At 39.6% G+C, this 17,073-nt stretch carries 16 protein-coding genes; 2 read left to right on the forward strand and 14 right to left on the reverse strand.

The features are described from left to right. Positions 1 to 98: 98 nt before the first annotated feature. The 4 genes from LKJ51_RS02860 to LKJ51_RS02875 all read right to left on the reverse strand — a co-directional run bounded on the left by LKJ51_RS02860 (position 99) and on the right by LKJ51_RS02875 (position 3,301). Entirely contained in the window at positions 99 to 812 is a 714-nt protein-coding gene (locus LKJ51_RS02860) for a Bax inhibitor-1/YccA family protein (protein WP_291979430.1), read from the reverse strand. An 82-nt stretch (positions 813 to 894) separates the two neighbouring features. Then, complete coding sequence (murC, locus tag LKJ51_RS02865) at positions 895 to 2,202, reverse strand: UDP-N-acetylmuramate--L-alanine ligase (protein WP_291979431.1); 1,308 nt, start codon at positions 2,200 to 2,202, stop codon at positions 895 to 897. 39 nt (positions 2,203 to 2,241) lie between these two features. Beyond that, positions 2,242 to 2,892 carry a YtpR family tRNA-binding protein gene (gene ytpR, locus LKJ51_RS02870; protein ID WP_291979432.1) on the reverse strand — a complete coding sequence of 217 codons (651 nt, stop codon included), beginning with the start codon at positions 2,890 to 2,892 and terminating at the stop codon, positions 2,242 to 2,244. Between the two features lie 88 nt (positions 2,893 to 2,980). Next, positions 2,981 to 3,301, reverse strand: coding sequence for a thioredoxin family protein (locus LKJ51_RS02875; protein WP_291979433.1), 321 nt, complete (start codon positions 3,299 to 3,301; stop codon positions 2,981 to 2,983). Between the two features lie 142 nt (positions 3,302 to 3,443). Here LKJ51_RS02875 and LKJ51_RS02880 point away from each other — a divergent pair, with 142 nt between their 5' ends. Beyond that, positions 3,444 to 3,791 carry a hypothetical protein gene (locus tag LKJ51_RS02880; RefSeq protein WP_291980090.1) on the forward strand — a complete coding sequence of 116 codons (348 nt, stop codon included), beginning with the start codon at positions 3,444 to 3,446 and terminating at the stop codon, positions 3,789 to 3,791. A gap of 79 nt (positions 3,792 to 3,870) precedes the next feature. Here the strand turns inward: LKJ51_RS02880 and LKJ51_RS02885 are convergent, their stop codons facing one another. Genes LKJ51_RS02885 through LKJ51_RS02900 form a run of 4 tightly spaced genes read right to left on the reverse strand, consistent with a single transcriptional unit; the run spans position 3,871 to position 6,871 of the window. Beyond that, positions 3,871 to 4,257 carry a HesB/YadR/YfhF family protein gene (locus LKJ51_RS02885; protein ID WP_291979221.1) on the reverse strand — a complete coding sequence of 129 codons (387 nt, stop codon included), beginning with the start codon at positions 4,255 to 4,257 and terminating at the stop codon, positions 3,871 to 3,873. Between the two features lie 16 nt (positions 4,258 to 4,273). Continuing rightward, a complete protein-coding gene (gene trmB / locus LKJ51_RS02890; protein ID WP_291979219.1) occupies positions 4,274 to 4,930 on the reverse strand; it encodes a tRNA (guanosine(46)-N7)-methyltransferase TrmB in 657 nt (218 codons plus the stop codon). Positions 4,931 to 4,938: 8 nt separating this feature from the next. Further along, positions 4,939 to 6,141: an ABC transporter permease gene (locus LKJ51_RS02895; protein ID WP_291979218.1), complete on the reverse strand. Its 1,203-nt coding sequence runs from the start codon at positions 6,139 to 6,141 to the stop codon at positions 4,939 to 4,941. Then, the gene (locus LKJ51_RS02900; protein WP_291979216.1) at positions 6,134 to 6,871 is read right to left on the reverse strand and encodes an ABC transporter ATP-binding protein; all 738 of its coding nucleotides are present in this window, start codon (positions 6,869 to 6,871) and stop codon (positions 6,134 to 6,136) included. Before LKJ51_RS02900 ends, LKJ51_RS02895 begins: the two co-directional genes overlap by 8 nt. Positions 6,872 to 6,985: 114 nt before the next feature. On the opposite strand from LKJ51_RS02900, the gene LKJ51_RS02905 reads away from it, so the two are divergent. Further along, positions 6,986 to 7,423, forward strand: coding sequence for an HIT family protein (locus LKJ51_RS02905; protein WP_291979214.1), 438 nt, complete (start codon positions 6,986 to 6,988; stop codon positions 7,421 to 7,423). 271 nt (positions 7,424 to 7,694) lie between these two features. Here LKJ51_RS02905 and LKJ51_RS02910 read toward each other — a convergent pair whose 3' ends face one another. The 6 genes from LKJ51_RS02910 to argS all read right to left on the reverse strand — a co-directional run bounded on the left by LKJ51_RS02910 (position 7,695) and on the right by argS (position 16,984). Next, positions 7,695 to 8,627, reverse strand: coding sequence for a peptidylprolyl isomerase (locus LKJ51_RS02910; protein ID WP_291979212.1), 933 nt, complete (start codon positions 8,625 to 8,627; stop codon positions 7,695 to 7,697). A 104-nt stretch (positions 8,628 to 8,731) separates the two neighbouring features. After that, entirely contained in the window at positions 8,732 to 11,200 is a 2,469-nt protein-coding gene (locus LKJ51_RS02915; protein WP_291979210.1) for an ATP-binding protein, read from the reverse strand. Continuing rightward, the gene (locus tag LKJ51_RS02920; RefSeq protein ID WP_291979208.1) at positions 11,190 to 12,392 is read right to left on the reverse strand and encodes a metallophosphoesterase family protein; all 1,203 of its coding nucleotides are present in this window, start codon (positions 12,390 to 12,392) and stop codon (positions 11,190 to 11,192) included. The genes LKJ51_RS02915 and LKJ51_RS02920 overlap by 11 nt, the downstream gene beginning before the upstream one ends. Before the next feature lie 95 nt (positions 12,393 to 12,487). After that, a complete protein-coding gene (locus LKJ51_RS02925; protein ID WP_291979206.1) occupies positions 12,488 to 12,862 on the reverse strand; it encodes a YlbF family regulator in 375 nt (124 codons plus the stop codon). 67 nt (positions 12,863 to 12,929) lie between these two features. Further along, positions 12,930 to 15,095 (reverse strand): PBP1A family penicillin-binding protein, encoded by a 2,166-nt coding sequence (locus LKJ51_RS02930; protein WP_291979204.1) that lies wholly within the window; start codon positions 15,093 to 15,095, stop codon positions 12,930 to 12,932. 188 nt (positions 15,096 to 15,283) lie between these two features. Next, complete coding sequence (gene argS / locus LKJ51_RS02935) at positions 15,284 to 16,984, reverse strand: arginine--tRNA ligase (RefSeq protein ID WP_291979201.1); 1,701 nt, start codon at positions 16,982 to 16,984, stop codon at positions 15,284 to 15,286. Positions 16,985 to 17,073: the final 89 nt, after the last annotated feature.

A 17,073-nucleotide genomic window follows, 5' to 3' on the forward strand; every position in this document is an offset into this window, starting at 1 on the left:
AAAAATATTGATAAAACCATTTTACTCTCCATTAAGCCTAAAAAACGAGGTAGGAATCACTTCAGATCCCTATCTCGTTTTCAATATTGGCTTTTTAACTAATTTCTGTCACTCATTCCAAAAATTTGTAACAGTGAAATAAAGAGGTTAACAAAGTCTAAGTACAATTGTAACGCACCTAATACAGCCAACCCTGTTACGGAAACTTGGTCAACGTAGTTAACGTAAATTTGCTTCATCTTTTGGGCATCCCACCCGGTTAAAACAGTAAAGATAATTACCGCAATAAAGGAAAAGATGTAGGCAATGGCTGGACTCTGAAGAAACATATTAATAATATATGCAATAATCAGAGCGATTAAAGCTGCCATTGCGTGTGAACCGAATTTGGTTAAGTCACGCTTCGTTACCGTCCCATAAACTGCCATTACAGTAAAGATAACAGATGACGAAACAAAAGCTGACGCAATGCTTGCTCCAGTATAAACACCCGCAATTAACGCAAACTCAACTCCATAAATAATGGATATTAGCATTAACATCACAAAAGCACCAACTGGATTACGGGTAGCACTAAAGCTGACCCCCATAGAAAGTGCAATTGGCAACAGTAATACGAGCCAAATCATTGCTGGATGAGCACCAAAGTAACCGAAAACTGCTTGACGGAAAGTGTTCATTGTTAAATATGCAGAAATTGCAGAAACAAGGATTGCAACAACCATATTACCGTACATCCGGGTTAAAAACCGATTTAACCCTACGGAATCCGTTACAACCCGCCGCTGTGGCTGCTCAGAAAAGTTATTCATTTAATATCATTCCTTTTAATTTGACTATCTTTGACCTTTTCAAGAATAATAACAAATCTAGTAACGAGCTTCAACCCTCTTACTACTTATTCAACAATTCCTTATACTTATCTTCATACTTTTCAACATCCCCAGCACCCATGAAGACGATCACTGCATCATGGTAGTGAAGGAGTTTAGTCATTGTATCCATATCAATTCCTTCACTATTGGGAATCTTTGCCTCAAGATCTTCACTAGAAATGTGACCGGCTTGTTCACGAATTGAACCAAAAATTGGGGTAACGAATACCTTGTCTGCCCGGCTTAATGATTCAGCAAAGCCATCAATATAAGCTGCTAACCGTGAATAAGTATGTGGTTGGAAAACGGCGATTACTTGGCGATCTGGGTATTTTTGCCGTGCAGCATCAATGGTTGCTTTAATTTCACTCGGGTGGTGAGCGTAATCATCAATTACCTTCTCATCAGCAACATCAGTCTCGCTAAATCGTCGTTTGACTCCGGTAAAGTTTGCTAGTTCCCGCTTAATATCTGCCATATCAACGTGTTCCATGTATGCAACCGCGATTACAGCTAAGCTATTAAGAATACTATGTTCTCCATACAAATGAATGGTAAATGTTCCTAGCTTTTGATCCTTAAAGTAGGCGTCGTATGTTGAACCGGCTGGGGTCCGTTGAATATTCTCAGCCCGAAAATCATCATTTTCATTTGTTCCGTAGTAATATACCGGTACGTTAACATTAAGTTGACGAAGGTTCTTGTCATCACCCCAGGCAAAGATTGCCTTTTTTACTTGCTTACCGTATGTTTCAAAAGAATCACAGACATCATTAATATCCTTAAAGAAGTCCGGGTGATCGAAGTCAATGTTAGTCATAATAGCGTAATCTGGGTGGTAAGCCAAAAAGTGATCACGGTATTCATCTGCTTCAAAGACAAAGAAACGATCCTTGGCATTTCCCTTACCAACACCGTCACCAATTAAGTAGCTTGTTGGTTCAACACCGTCAAGAACGTGGGCAAGCAAAGCGGTCGTACTAGTTTTACCATGAGCACCTGCAATTCCGATACTAGTGTGGCTAGTTACTTCCCATTCAACAGCTTCAGGATAACTCATAACCGTTAGCCCAAGTTCGTGCGCTCTTTTGACTTCAGGATGATCATCGCCGAATGCGTTCCCTTGAATAACAATCATTCCTGGCTTTAAGTTAGCAGGATCAAACGGTAAAATTTTAATTCCATTCTTTAACAATGGACCCTGAGTAAAGGTCTCTTTTTCAATGTCTGATCCTAAAACTTGGTTTCCCTTATCATGAAGTATCCGAGCAAGTGATGCCATCCCAGTTCCTTTAATTCCAATAAAATAATAAGTTTGCTTATCCATTAATCCGGTTCCTTTCCCAAAAAGTTATTAAATAAGTGGTTAATCTTTGGCAGGGAAATACGTATTTGCTCGGTCAAAGTCAACTGCTTCGCCAGTCTCTTGCCAATCATCAGGGATAATCCATAGTCCCTTCTTATCTGGGGCGTTCTTTAAGCGAAGTTCACGGAAACCACAAAGCATTCCATCACTTGCAACTCCCATCAACTCACCAGGCCAAATAATTTTTCCATCCGGCATCATAGCTCCTGGACGAGCAGCGACAACCTTAATGTGTTCCTTAACGTTAGGTGAACCGCAAACAATTTGGACGGTTTTCCCATCTTCCACCTGTGTTTGGGTAATCTTAAGGTGATCTGACTTTGGATGATCTTCAATCTTTTCAACATATCCAACGACAAACTTTGGTGTATGATCAGCAACCAACTTATCTTTAAAGCCAACCTTTTCCAATAATTCATTTAATTTTTCAACTTGAGCATCACTTAAAAATACTTGCCCTTGTTGTTCTTTTAGTTCAGGTAATAGTTGACTTGCATTAAAGAAGTTATAGCCAAGAAGGTGGCCATCCTTCGCGTCAATAATTTGTGTAACGTTTTCTTTGGTTGTGACGGTTTGACTAGCTGTATCAGGACCTGTAATTACAACTAATACGTCTCCCATTTCTTGGGGATTATAACTAGAAATTAACATCAAATTTTCCTTTCTCCATCAAAATAACAATGAAGGGAATCGTGATCGTCCCTCACTGACCCCTTCATTCATTTTACCGATTACCATTTTACTTCAAATCACTCAAAAAATCTTCTACTTGTTGCTTTGTTTTTCGATCTTTATTAACAAACCGACCAATCTCTTTTCCGTCATTATAAACGACAAAACTTGGAATCCCAAAAACATTTAGTTCAGCAGCAAGATCAATGTTCTCATCACGATCGACTTCAATGAACTGATATTCTGAAAAGTCTTGCTCAATTTCAGGCATTGCTGGCTTAATAAAGTGGCAGTCTGGGCACCAACTAGCATCAAAAAATAGTACATACCGTCCGTTACTGATTTTGGCTAATAGTTGTTCTTCTTGCATTTGTGGCAACTTTTCCATTTCTTTTGACCTCCATAATAATTTTGAAACAATTATACCATCTCACTCCTTGACCAGTGTCTAATTCGCTTTTTCCACTTCTTAATGTTAGAATTAAAGTTATCAATTTTGATACTAACTAACAAAGGAAGCAATAAATTAAATGAATGATTCTAATAATTCACTTAACCCATGGTTACTGCCAGTTACTCTCGGTGCATCTGGAGTGGTTGGCTTCCTTGCTGGAAAGTTGTTTGGTCAACGACATATTTCAGGTGACCAGATCCTCAAAATGATTCGTGATGATTTTAAGAGTGAGGGCAAAGTCACAGGCAGTTGGATAAATCAACGCCGAATCCCTTACCAACGCTTTGCGGTTAAAACCGAAGCATACGAAGGCGGCATTACCCGTTTAGAAGATGATCAGCCTGTTGACTATCAATTTGTTGCTGACGCTAAAACAGGAAGCCTTCTTTCGTTAAAACGAGTTGAACGATCATTGAATAACTAAATAGAAAACTACCAGTTATATATAGAGACCAGGAAGAACAAAATGTCCTCCCTGGTCTCTTCTTTTATCTTAATAAAAATTACTCCCAGTAATCCTCAAACTTACTCGAAGCTCCTGTAGAAGCATCAACGTCTTCTGCAGAAAAAGTATTGATCGTAGTTGGTCTTGCAGTTTCCCTTTGAAAATTAAATAACGGCTGCTCATCATTAATTCGATAATCAATTAACGTTATTAATCCGGAAAAAAACCACGCATCCTCAAAATTAATGTGGTAATTAATCCCGTCTTTCTTTTCCACAATTGCTGCATTTATTAGTTTCTTTTCGGGAGTGAAGCCCTGCCAAGGTCCATGACGGACATCCCGTGGCTGGACTGTTTTACCATATAACTTTATTCCATCACCGGTTTGAAGAGCATATTTATTCTGAAACCACTTGCTGGCATTATCCGTAATAATCAATTTCATGAAATCATTTCCTTAATTACTGATTATTCATTAACGGCATCGTTGCGGTTAGCTTGTATATTGGCTGTCCTTTGGCAGCAAACTTATGCTCATACTCAGTCTCAACATTATGTTCATTTTCATCACTGTTATGCAAATCAAGCCAAATTCCATCAAATTTCATTCCGAAGTTGTTCATACTAACAACAGAAAATTCAAAGAATCCCATATTATCTGTTTTCAGCTCTACTTGCCCTTGCGACTGCAAAATCAACTGGTATTCACTTAAAAAGGTATGGTAGGTTAATCGACGCTTGGCATGACGCTTTTTTGGCCATGGATCGGAAAAATTGAGGTATAGTTTGTCAACCTCACCCGGTTCAAAATACTCCGTTAATTCTTCACCTTCACCACAAATCAACTGTAAATTAGGCAATTTTTCTGGTAAAGCCTTTTTTAAGGCGATCGCCGCAACGGTCCGTTGAATCTCTAAGCCAATGAAGTTAATCTCTGGATGAGTCTTTGCCATTCCAATGATAAACTGGCCTTTCCCCATTCCAACTTCAAGGTGTAATGGTTGCTCATTTGGAAATCGTGATTGCCATTTTCCCTTTAACTTTGTTGCATCATCAACCAAGAGTTCTGGGTGAGCAGCCATTAATGGATCAGCCCACTTTTTATGTTTTACACGCATACTATTCCTCACTTTGCTAATTTCTTAACGCGACTTTGAAAATAAAATTTGGTTAGCAGATAACTTTCTCCGATACCTAACACAAGGTTCACAACTAATCGTTGCCAGTTAAGATCACTACCAACACTAGCAATAACAATTAACAGCATCACAACTACTGTAATCTTATTCAGTAACTGTTGAAAATCCTTAACCTGTGATTCATGGGCAATTGGATAAATATGAGTAAATACATTTGCTCGGTACTGTTCATAAAATGGAATCATCTGACTTGCGACAAGGTAGATAAATAGCATAACAACCACACTATTTAACCAGTCTAACGGGATAAAAAACGCAAACAGCATTCCAACAATTGTTAGGCGAGCTACCAGACCACTGATTTCCGTATTCCGAATAAAGCCACGGACGTACAAGTAAGACCATGGGTGGCTTTTGTTTTCTAGTAAGGCTATTACACCGTTTGCCCATCTTCGCCGTTTAACGTTTCCCTGTACAGTTGGAACATCAGTGAACAGATTAAAGAACCGATAAATACTGTACATTCGGTCCTGCTCACTCCGAACCGCCAGCCGCCAATCGATTGCAACCTGTCTATAATAAGCAACCATTGCAATTAACAAAAGCAATGAAACTAATAATCCCCAAAATGGGTTACCAAGCCAGGTAACAAGCCAAACGATTGCTGGATTTACCCAGTACTCAGCTAGTGTTCGGTAATGCTGCGCACCCCACCGAATACTAATGGCCTTTCTTGCGGTCCAAAGCCAAGTTACTTTAGTAAGTAATGCCGTTACAAGGATTAGAACAACATCAATTTCAGTTAATCGTTCTGTAGTTAAGGCAAATGGCAACGCGATCGCTGAAAGTGCAGTCATCATAACCAAGCCCAAGGTTATACTATAAATGATAGCCTGTTTAAGGTAATGGTTAATTGCAGTCACCTGAGGCAAAAGAAAAATTGGATCAGGCCGCTTAAGCAGTGTCGCAAGTCGGCCCACTTGAGTAATCAAGATAAACCATAATACCAATAGCCAACGTGACCACCATAGATGGCTATTTAATTGGGGTAACCATTGCGAATAACCATAAGCTAGTGCGCCAAAGAGGAAGAATAACGCGATTACAAAATGATCATTAAACACTAGTCGCCAGTACTTTAACAACTCCATAAAGTGCTTTTGACGACGTTGACGAAATAAATTATTCATTTTGATCATTCCTTGCTAAGCTAAGATAGATATCGTCAAGTGATTCATCTGGTCGATCAGCCTTTTGACGCAGCTCATCCAATGTTCCGTGTGCTCGGACCTTACCATTAGCCAACAGAACAAAACGGTCACAATAGCGTTGAGCAGTATCAAGAACATGAGTTGACATTAAAACGGCCGTCCCCGCCTTCTTCTTCTCTTCAATTAATTCCAACAAATCGTGAACCGCTAGTGGATCAAGACCATAGAACGGTTCGTCAACGATTAATAACTTAGCATTAGTCATTAATGCACAGCAGATCATTACTTTCTGCTTCATCCCCTTTGAAAAGTTAGCTGGGAACCAATCAAGTTTATTATCAAGTCGGAATGTCTTCAATAAATGATTGGCATTCTTCCAAGCCTCCTCATGATCTAGGGAATACGCATTAATTGTTAATTCGATATGTTCCCGGAGAGTCAATTCATCATATAAGATTGGCGTTTCTGGGACATATGCGATTTGCTTTTTATATTCAACCGGATTTTTCTGGATATTAACACCATTTAAGGTAATTTCACCAGAAAATGGCCTTAATAACCCGATAACATGGTTGATTGTCGTTGATTTACCAGCACCGTTAAGGCCAATTAATCCAACTAATTCTCCAGGTTCTACCTGAAAACTTACATTTTTTAACACTGGAATTTGGGAATACCCGCCTACCAGTTTTTTTACTTCAAGTGCCATTATCTTTCCTCTTTTTATTGACTTATCTAGCGTTGATTATATCATAGGTTACTTATTGACAGCTGTTTTTTGGTATACTTATGGTAATAAGGAATAAAAAAGGAGCGATCACTAATGGATGACTGTATTTTTTGTAAAATTGTAAAAGGTGAAATTCCTAGTTATACGGTATATGAGGATGATGTGGTCAAGGCATTTCTTGATATTTCACAAGGAACTCCAGGTCACACCTTAGTAATCCCTAAAAAACACGTCCCTGATCTATTTGCCTACGATGAAGAGTTAGCAGCGGCTGTCTTCTCCCGTCTTCCAAAGATCGCGCGGGCAGTCAAGGCATCTAACCCAAAGATCAAGGGATTAAACGTCCTTAATAATAACGGTAAAGTTGCTTATCAATCAGTCTTTCACTCACACATTCACTTAATCCCTCGTTACTCTGATCAGGATGACTTTAAGATGATTTTCAAAGATAATTCGGGTGAATATAATGATGCTAAATATAAAGAAATTCAAGAATCAATCAAAAAGCAATTTAATAACACCAATAACTAACCACTTTCAAGCCAACTGGTCCAACATTAAAGAACTTTGTAACGCACTTCATCAGTTACAAACAAGTGTCCAAGACCTACGCAACTCTTCTAAAGAGGTCGAAGAATATATCACCAGTGTAAATAGGCTGGTAAACCAATGGCAGTTTAAGAATCAGCCTCGGCTTGAAAAGATCCAACAGATTCTTAATAAAATGAATTAAATCGATTTGTTAAAAGAAGTCCTTCACGCTCGACAATCGAACGTGAAGGACTTCTTTTAATTTTAATAATTAATTGTTACCTAATGTTGAACCACTATTTGACTTAGTAGTAGTTGCGTTACTGTTTAGGTATTCATCCATAATGTTCTTCAGATCGTTATCCTTAATTGAAACGTTCCCCTTCTTCAAAACATTAGAAACAACCTTATGCAAGAACTTGGAGTCATTCATCTTTTCTTGAACAATTTGTGTTCTTAAGTCATTAATGTGCTGACTCTTCTTCCCCTTAGCTGGGTGTTCAATCATGTAAATTACAACATAGCCATCATCGGTCTTAACTGGTTCAGTAGTGTAGTCACCAGTCTTCAACTTGAAGGCAGCCTTTTTATATGCAGAATCAACAGATGTGGAAGTGTTGTCAAATGCAGCAACTTTTCCTCCAGCATTCTTGGTTGAAGCGTCAGTTGACTTTGACTTAACTAACTTTTTAAAGGTCTTATATGGATGATCAGAGTTATTTAATTGATCAATAATCTCTTGGGCATCATCCTTACTTCCAACAAGAATTTCAGCGGTTTGAACTTTTGGCTCGTACTTCTTCCATTGCTTATTAATTTGAGCATTCGTAATGTGGGTGTAGCTTCGAACAGCAGCCTCTAGGCACAAGTTAGACCGAATCTGTTGTTTTAACTTCTTTTCGGTTAATCCCTGTTGTTGCAATACCGCACTGAATTGTGAACCATACTGGTTTTTGTACATGTTGTATTGGGCATTAACCTGCTTATCAGAAACCTGCTTACCATATTCTTTTTCCAAGACCTTATCCAAAATCATTTGTTGAAGGACTTGCTTACCATTAGTAGTAGTCTTCATCTCGTTGTAGTACTCTTCTTGAGTAATCTTACCGCCACTAGTAGTTGCAACGGCCTTGCTTCCACAAGCAGCTAAGGGAAGAACTAAAGTTGCACAGGCAATAATGGCAATTAATTTTTTAGACTTCAAAAAAACACTTCCTCGATTTAATTTAATTTTCTCAAAAATTACCAATCTAATATACCACACTCAAAAAGTGATGCGTCCATCGATCCAGAATGTTTAAATGATTTTCAAACTTTATTCTTATTTATTTTATCAAGATCAATAACGGTTGCCCCAAGGTCTTTAATCTGATCGTTAGCAGTAAAGTAAATCACTTGATTTTCACTAGCCAGTCGTTTTAGCAGTTCCAACATTCGACTACGCCGGACATTATCAAAATTAACAAAACCATCATCAACCATTACAGGTAACTTAATTTGATCACTAATCACTGAAACAAAGCCTAAGCGAAGAGAAATAAATAATTGTTCAGCAGTTCCAAGTGATAGTTCGGGCACTTGGAATATCTGCTGTTGCTGATTCAAGACACTTATTCCCTCATCATTGACCATTATTTTTTGGTAACGATCAGCGGTTAGTACCGCAAAGAAGCGTTCTGCTTGATGGAGGATCTTTGGGTAACGATCCTGAGAAGCAAGTTTTAGGGCTTCGTTGATCCACCGGATAGCAAACCGTTCACTTAACCATTGCTTAGTCTCATTCCAAATTATTGTCTGTAAATTAACTAATCGCTGGTTTAACTCACTAAATGAACCATCTTGAACCAAGGAATTAATTTGAACATTAAGCTGCGCTAAGGCAGTCTCAAGTTCAGTTTGTTCTCGTTCATTGACAGCTAGTTGCTGGTGAACTTGTGAAACTCCATCATCCAACGAATGTTTATCATACTGTGCTAACTGCTCCCGATCTTTTTCGGTTAGCTGTTGAGCATATGCTTCAGTAGTAACCTTTTTGGTTTGAGCTGTTACCCTTTGTGCTTGAAGTTGCTTAAAGTCATCATCAGTTTTAATTTCTAATTGCTGATATTCCCCTTCTTTATCTCCCTGGACAGTCGTTAATTGAGACTTTAATTGGTCGACCCGCTTTTCGGTCCTCGATAACTCTTGTTCTGCATTTGTCAGTTGTTGTGACTGATCCTGCATTTCAATTAGCCACCGGTTATAGCTATTAATTAGTTCATTAATCGAATTAACCGTCATTTTTATTGGCAACTGCTGCTCAATCTGGGCTAATTGTTGCTCAAAGTCATTTTTACTCTTAGTAGCTTGTGCTAATTGAATTTTCAAATCATGGTAACGGTGAAGATCAGCCTGCATTGTTAACCACTTGTTAGTTGGAAATGCCGTTAGACCGTACTTCTCTCCAAAATCACGCAAAGCTGAGCGATGGTCTTCCGCTTGCTGTTTTTCCTGTTGTTGCTGCTTAAACCACAATCCACCTGCACCACAAAGGGCAATAATTCCTAAAATCCAGATTAATGGCTGATGGATGATTAAACCAATTACAAAGAGAACAATTCCAATCCCAGGGATGAAAAGGTTCTGATTATTCTTCTCTTGCGAAGTTGTCTTTAAAAGTTCTTCTAGCTTACTCAATGCACGTTCAGAAAGCGGGTCTGGTAATTTAGTATTTCCGTAGCGTTCCGCTAATTGATCAAGTTCCGCTTGCCACGATCTTTGTTGACCCGTCGACTGACCATTTGCCTGGATCTGCAAAGCTAATAACTGGTCCTTTAACTGCTGGTAATAAGCCTTTTGCTTCCGATAATTATTTAATTCAGATCTCGAAAACCTTTTAATTATTGCTTGTTGTTCAAGTAGCTGTTGTTCAAGAGAAGTAATTTGTTTCTGAAGTTCTTGTTCCCGATTTTGGAGCTTTTGAACCTTAATAACTTTCTCGTCAGACAATTTTACTCCCGCTACCGTCTCTTTTTGGTGACTTTGCCACTGTTCATATACCGGCCACAATCGCTGAAGGCGTTCCATCTGTTCCACTTGATGTTTCAATTCCGGTTGATTCTGGCGTAGCTGCTTTAGCCTAGACTGCTTTTCAGCTTTTTCCTGAGCAAATCGATGATATTCACCACTCTGTAGTTGGGCTTGGTTAACTCGTTCACGAAGCTCATCATATTCTTTCAAATGACGGTTCAAACTCAGTTTTCGACCACGTGGCTTATATAGTGAATCAGCAGTTTTTTCTAGACGGGCAATTTGCTTTAGCCATTCCTGGCTTCCCACTGCCCCTAATCTTTGTAACTGTTGCTCTAGTTGTTCACGATCTAGTTCATCATTCAAAATGTTACTCTGGTTGAAACTATAAATTGCCTGATAAAGTTCACGATCCAGTGGCCCAAGCAAAGTGGACAGAAAAGCAGCCTTTTCTTTCTTCCCTTGCTCGTTAGTAATCGTAACTTTCCCACCATTTTTTCCTTTAACCCGTTTAATAACGTACTGGTGATTATCCGCAATCACGGTCAGCGAGCCACCGTAACTCGCCCCATCCTTAGGAATATATTGTTGATATTTATTTTTTCCTCGTCCATCCGCGAACCCAAAGAGGACACTCAGAACAAAAGATGCTAGGGTTGTTTTCCCGGCTTCGTTAGCTCCGTAGACTATTACAGGATTATTAGTAAAGTCAAAATCTTGGTCATGCCACTTACCAAAGCCATCAATATGGATCTTCTTAATTATCATGACGCTCCCCCTCCAATTCTCGACTTGCCTCCTGACGCAGTTCTTCAATTAGTGAAGGTTCAGCAAGCTGTTCAGCAATAAAGTCATACTTGGCTAATTTCCCTGCAAGATCAATAACAGCGGATTGGGTAAAGGTTTCTTGAGCCGCTTGCTTCCAGTAATCTTGATCTAAATCGGTCATCTTAGGTAGCCCGGTTGGTTCAATCAGGTTTATTTGGTACGGCCACCACTGCACAGACTTCTCCCCCGCTAGTTGATCTTGCAGTCTTTCCAAGATTGTTCCGTTACCAAGTAACTGCTTTATTAAGCTGCTAGAATTATCAGTCAAGATTACATTAAATGCGATCATTTTAAAATCATCTGTCACTTTAACCTGATCAATAAGTTCCTTTACCAGTGACTCCCCTGATTGGGAATTCTGGGGTTCAACATTAATTTTGCACCACTCAATTGGAGCAACTACCTTAAACTCTGGTACCAGCTTTCCGGAATTACTCTGAACAAGATAGTACCCATGTTGGCCCTCTTCATTTTTATGACGGCCTTGTGGATCACCAGGATAAACAATTGGCGGGTTATCATTAAGTTGCTGGTGCTTATGAATGTGTCCCAAAGCCCAATAATCATAATTCTTTTGAAGCAGTTCAGGAATCGTGAATGGAGCATAGTGATCTTGATCAGGATTATTTTGTGAAAGAGCACCGTGAAGCATTCCGATCTGCCAATCCGTGTTTTCACGTCCTGGGAAATTATTAATCACCTGTTGATCCAGCCACCGTTTTTCATAGCTAAACCCAGTAATTGCTACAGTCTGCTTATCAGCAAGAGTAAGTTTCTTTGTCTCAACACTATTTCCAAATACATGAACATTTTTAGGAAATGCATTTTCCTGATCTCTAACGACTTGATAATCATGATTTCCGTAGCTTAAATAAACCGGAATTTGATTTTGGTCAAGTCGTTGACACTGACGAACAAAGAAATCCTCAGCCTCAGCACTGTGGTGGTCTCGATCATAAATATCACCAACAATTAAGACGAAATCAACTTGCTGCGCAATTGCTGCATCAACAATTCGCTCAAATGCTGTAAAAGTAGACTGGTGAACCTGTTGCCAAATTCGTGTCGGCATATCCGATAAGCCACGAAATGGACTATCCAAATGTAAGTCTGCAGTATGAATAAACTTCATATTCTCCACCCTTCAAATACGAAAACGGGAAGAGCAATCAGACACGACTGTCATCATCCTTCTTCCCGTTATCATTTTTATAACTAAATTAACAGTTACTTGTCAGTTGGTTGTGGACCCTGTGGCATAACGTCCTTGTAAATATCTTGAATAGGACTTGTAATTGTCCGGTTAAGTTGTTGGAGCATGTTGTCAACAGCTCGTTCTTGGTTCATTAAAGTTTGAACTTCTGGCTTAGAACTCATTTCCTTAGCAACGGTTTGAATTGCATTAATTTCATCTTGACTTAGTTTTTGACCAGCCATTTGCTTTTGTTGAGCATTAGCTTGCATTTGTTGGAACTTCTTAAAGGTTTCAAAAGTATCCTTTTGGGCCTTCAAGTTGTCAAATGCCTTTTTAAGTCCTTGATATTCTTGTGTTTCTTTTAACTGATTACTAAGTTCGTTAGCGGTATCGTAAATATTAACCATTTGTGTAACCCCTTTTCATTTATTCAACAATTTGATTGTATCATAATATCGGTTAATCATCATTCTTTCAGAATAAAGAACGAACGTTATCCCATAATTGACCGGCACGATTACCAAAATTATCTACTGAGCGGTTAAAGCGATTCATTAAATCGCCACCATTTTTAAGTAGTGAACCCCAGCCCTTATTACTCTTTCCACTATTAGCGGTTGCCCGCGTCTGGGCATCTTGAACGTCGAACTTTGTATTTGGTGTGTTTCGGAGGATTCCGGTCATTTCCGCCTTATAAAGACTATTAACATTTCTCATCGAAATATCCTGTAAAGCGTGCGATGAGTTAGTATCATCGTACCCTTCCCAAGTAGCAACTACCACATCGGGAGTATAGCCGACAATCCATTTATCACGATCATCAGCACTATCACTCTTAACGGCAGATTCTGTTGTTCCGGTTTTCCCGGCTAAGGTATAACCAGATGGCCGAGCGGACTGACCAGTCCCATGCTCAAACACACCAATCAACATACTTGTCATGTTTTTAGCGGTATTCGTGGTCACAACCCGCTTTGGCTTAGCTACTTTTGCAGTAACAATGGTCTTCCCGGAAGCATCTTTAATCTTTGTAATATAGTGAGTATCAGGCATTTTCCCCTCATTGGCGAAGGTTGAATAAGCACGGGCAATTTGTTCAGGAGAAACTCCCTTCGTCATTCCCCCTAGAGCTAAGGCAAGATTCTTATCACTCTTTTCAACTGGCAAGTCAAACTTTTGTGCCATCTTGTAACCGGTATTAACACCAATCTTATTCAGCAACCATACAGCAGGAGCGTTTAAGCTCTCGTAAACTGCCTTATACATTGGAACACTACCGGCATAAGTATCATCATAGTTCTTTGGCGTATAATCATTGGTCCCGTACGATTGCTTCTTATCCTGCAAAGTTGAATCGTAGAAGTAGCCATGTTCCAAAGCCGGAGCATAAACTACTAATGGTTTAATCGTTGACCCCGGCTGACGACGCATCTGCGTTCCACGGTTAAAGCCCCGAAAAACGTGTTTTCCACGCCCACCAACAATTGCAGTAACTCCACCTGTTTTCGGATTCATAGCAACCGAAGCCGATTGAACCTTTGTACCATCAATCGAGTTACTTGGGAAATTATCATCATCTTCATAAGTTTGCTGCATTGAACGCTGCTGATCCTGATCCAATGTCGTATAGATCTTGTAACCATTATTCATGATTTCCTTTTCCGAAAGGTGGTACTTGTTGATCGCTTCAGAGATCACAGCATCAAAGTAGTATGGGTAACGATAAGTGTCCGCCGCAACATAACCGTTTCTTACTTCTAACGGAGATTTTTTATATTGGTTAGCACTTGCCTGACTTAGCTGGTGATTTTCTACCATTAATTGTAAAACCAAGTTCCGTCGCTGCTTAGTTGCATCAGGATGAGAAACAGGATCATAGATTCCAGGTGAGGTTAACATCCCCGCTAACGTTGCCGCTTGTGGGACCGTTAATTCAGCCGCATCACAGTCAAAATACCGTTTAGCCGCATCTTGAACTCCCCATACCCCGTTACCAAAGTAGGCGTTGTTAAGATACATTGTAAGAATTTGCTTCTTGGTATATTGATTTTCAACCTCAATCGCAATAAAAATCTCTCGTGCCTTCCGGGAAAAAGTTTGCTGCTGAGTTAAAAAGGCATTCTTAACCAACTGCTGAGTCAAGGTACTCCCTCCACCCGAAATGTAGTTGCGATGCAGTAGCTTATTTTTAATTAATAATAAGCCAGCTCGTCCCAGCCCTTTAACCGAAAATCCATGTTCATGGTAAAAGTTTCGGTCCTCGGTAGAAATTACCGCTGCTGGAACGTTTGCAGAAATTTTGTCCAAAGATACATAAGTTCCTTTTTGTGAATATAAACTTCCTGCCGATTCCCCATCGCGATCATAAATCATCGTTGGTCGTTGTAAACGATGCTCTAGATTCTTAACATCAGCTGTTTTTGCGACAAATGTTAAATACGTGCTAGTTACTAAAAATAATCCTAAAAAGATTACAATTAGCCACCGGGTCAATTGATACCGATGCCAAAACTGTTTCAGCCAACGAACAAATCGTTGCCAAAGTTCAATTGCTGCCATCCTTATTCGTTGCCAAAGTTGCTTTAACCAGACAAGCAATCGTTCACGGAAAGGTGGCTTTCCTTCTGGTTCTCTTCTCATTTATTAATCCCCATATTTAATAACGTTAAATCTAAATCATTTTAACACACGAGTAAATTTAACGTGATTGCTTTTCGACTAGCATAATGAAAATTTAAAACAATAAGGGAGCGCGAAAACGAAGTCACTTATGGCTTCGTTTTTGCGCCCCGCAAGGATGGCTAGGGTAATTCCCAGCCTTTTATATATTACATTTCGTCTGGAGCCTTAACATCAAGTAGGGCTAAGGCTGACTTTAAGACATGACTAACAGCCTGAGTCAATGCCAAACGTGCAGGTTGTTGTGGATCATCATTTAAGATCCGGTTATGAGCGTAGTATTGGTTAAACTTCTTGGCAAGTTCCAATGCATACTTGGCAACTACAGATGGATCATAGTTAAGAGCTGCTCGCTTTACAGCTTCACCGTACTGGCTTAAGAAACTAATTAATTCCCATGCGCCATCACCAACTTGAGTTAAGTCAACATTACTGAAGTCACGGATACCGCCCTTCCGTAAAATACTCTCTGCCCGTGCCCGAGCATATTGAACGTAAGGACCGGTTTCCCCTTCAAACTTAACAACATCTTCTAGCTTAAAGTTAACCGCATTCCGCCGGTAATTCTTCAAATCATGGAAAATTACGGCACCAATACCAACCTGTTTAGCAACTTCATCGGCATTCTTTAAGTCAGGGTTCTTTTCCGCAATTTGCTTCCGTGCCAAGTCAACGGAATCATTAAGCACATCTTCAAGAGAAACAACATTTCCCTTCCGTGTTGACATCTTTTGACCATTCAGGTTCATCAAACCGAATGAAATATGTTTAATTTGGTTCCACCAGTTAAAGCCAAGTTCCTTCAAAGCCATCCGTAATTGCTTGAAGTAAACTTCTTGTTCAGCACCAACGACATAAAGTGACTTTGCGTGACCATACATCCGCTTCCGGAATAGTGCAGTAGCTAAATCACGAGTAATGTAAGTGGTTGTCCCGTTACTCTTGATAATCAGCAATGGTGGCAAGTTAAATTTATCAAGGTCAACAATTTCGGCTCCCCGACTCTTCTTTAATAATCCCTTATCACGGAGGAGTTGGATTGGTTCTTCCATCTTTTGTGCTGAGAATGCTTCACCATTAAATGAATCAAACTTAACATCCAACATGTCGTAAACCCGTTGGAACCGTTCAAGAGAAATTGCCCGGAACCAGTGCCAAAGACGCCAAGCTTCCTCATCTCCGTGTTCTAGCTTAGCAAACCATTCACGACCAGCATCAGTATATTCTGGGTGTTCATCCGCTTCAGTATTAATCCGTACGTAAAGTTGTAATAAGGTGTTAATTGGGTCACTCTTTAATCCGTCTTGAACTTCTTGACTGTCACCCCACATCTTGTAGGCAGCCATCATTTTTCCAAATTGAGTTCCCCAGTCACCAAGGTAATCAACCCGGATTAAGTTATAGTTAACCTTCTCAAGAATCCGCGCAATTGCTTCACCAATCATTGTTGAACGAAGGTGTCCCATCCCCATTGGCTTAGCAATATTAGGTGAAGAATAGTCAATTGTAACGTTTGCCTTATGGCCAAGGTCACTTTCACCGTAGTGTTCTGGATCATTTAAGATCGTTTGTAAAACACCGGCACCAACATTTGCTTTATCAAGGAAGAAGTTAATGTATGGACCAACAACAACAACCTTATCAAAGCCATCTTGACTGATCTTTTCCACTAATTCACTGGCGATCATTTGTGGAGCCTTGTGTAAGCTCTTAGCCAAGAAGAATGTTGGAAAGGCATAGTCACCATTGTTTGAATCCTTTGGTCGTTCAATTTTTTCTTCGATTTCGTTAACCGTTAAATCTGGTAATGCTGCTGATAGGGCATTGGCTACTTGTAACTTTTCATCCATAAAATAATTCCTCCTATACAAAAAGTCTCCAGTAAACAACAAACATTTACTAGAGACGAGAATTTCCCGCGGTACCACTCTAATTGAAT

The sequence above is a fragment of the Limosilactobacillus sp. genome, assembly GCF_022651205.1.
Taxonomy (GTDB): domain Bacteria; phylum Bacillota; class Bacilli; order Lactobacillales; family Lactobacillaceae; genus Limosilactobacillus.

Coding starts and splice junctions, on each gene's coding strand:
- LKJ51_RS02860 (WP_291979430.1), bottom strand. CDS start 812: ATGAATAACTTTTCTGAGCAGCCACAGCGGCGGGTTGTAACGGATTCC.
- murC (WP_291979431.1), bottom strand. CDS start 2,202: ATGGATAAGCAAACTTATTATTTTATTGGAATTAAAGGAACTGGGATG.
- ytpR (WP_291979432.1), bottom strand. CDS start 2,892: ATGTTAATTTCTAGTTATAATCCCCAAGAAATGGGAGACGTATTAGTT.
- LKJ51_RS02875 (WP_291979433.1), bottom strand. CDS start 3,301: ATGGAAAAGTTGCCACAAATGCAAGAAGAACAACTATTAGCCAAAATC.
- LKJ51_RS02880 (WP_291980090.1), top strand. CDS start 3,444: ATGAATGATTCTAATAATTCACTTAACCCATGGTTACTGCCAGTTACT.
- LKJ51_RS02885 (WP_291979221.1), bottom strand. CDS start 4,257: ATGAAATTGATTATTACGGATAATGCCAGCAAGTGGTTTCAGAATAAA.
- trmB (WP_291979219.1), bottom strand. CDS start 4,930: ATGCGTGTAAAACATAAAAAGTGGGCTGATCCATTAATGGCTGCTCAC.
- LKJ51_RS02895 (WP_291979218.1), bottom strand. CDS start 6,141: ATGAATAATTTATTTCGTCAACGTCGTCAAAAGCACTTTATGGAGTTG.
- LKJ51_RS02900 (WP_291979216.1), bottom strand. CDS start 6,871: ATGGCACTTGAAGTAAAAAAACTGGTAGGCGGGTATTCCCAAATTCCA.
- LKJ51_RS02905 (WP_291979214.1), top strand. CDS start 6,986: ATGGATGACTGTATTTTTTGTAAAATTGTAAAAGGTGAAATTCCTAGT.
- LKJ51_RS02915 (WP_291979210.1), bottom strand. CDS start 11,200: ATGATAATTAAGAAGATCCATATTGATGGCTTTGGTAAGTGGCATGAC.
- LKJ51_RS02920 (WP_291979208.1), bottom strand. CDS start 12,392: ATGAAGTTTATTCATACTGCAGACTTACATTTGGATAGTCCATTTCGT.
- LKJ51_RS02925 (WP_291979206.1), bottom strand. CDS start 12,862: ATGGTTAATATTTACGATACCGCTAACGAACTTAGTAATCAGTTAAAA.
- LKJ51_RS02930 (WP_291979204.1), bottom strand. CDS start 15,095: ATGAGAAGAGAACCAGAAGGAAAGCCACCTTTCCGTGAACGATTGCTT.
- argS (WP_291979201.1), bottom strand. CDS start 16,984: ATGGATGAAAAGTTACAAGTAGCCAATGCCCTATCAGCAGCATTACCA.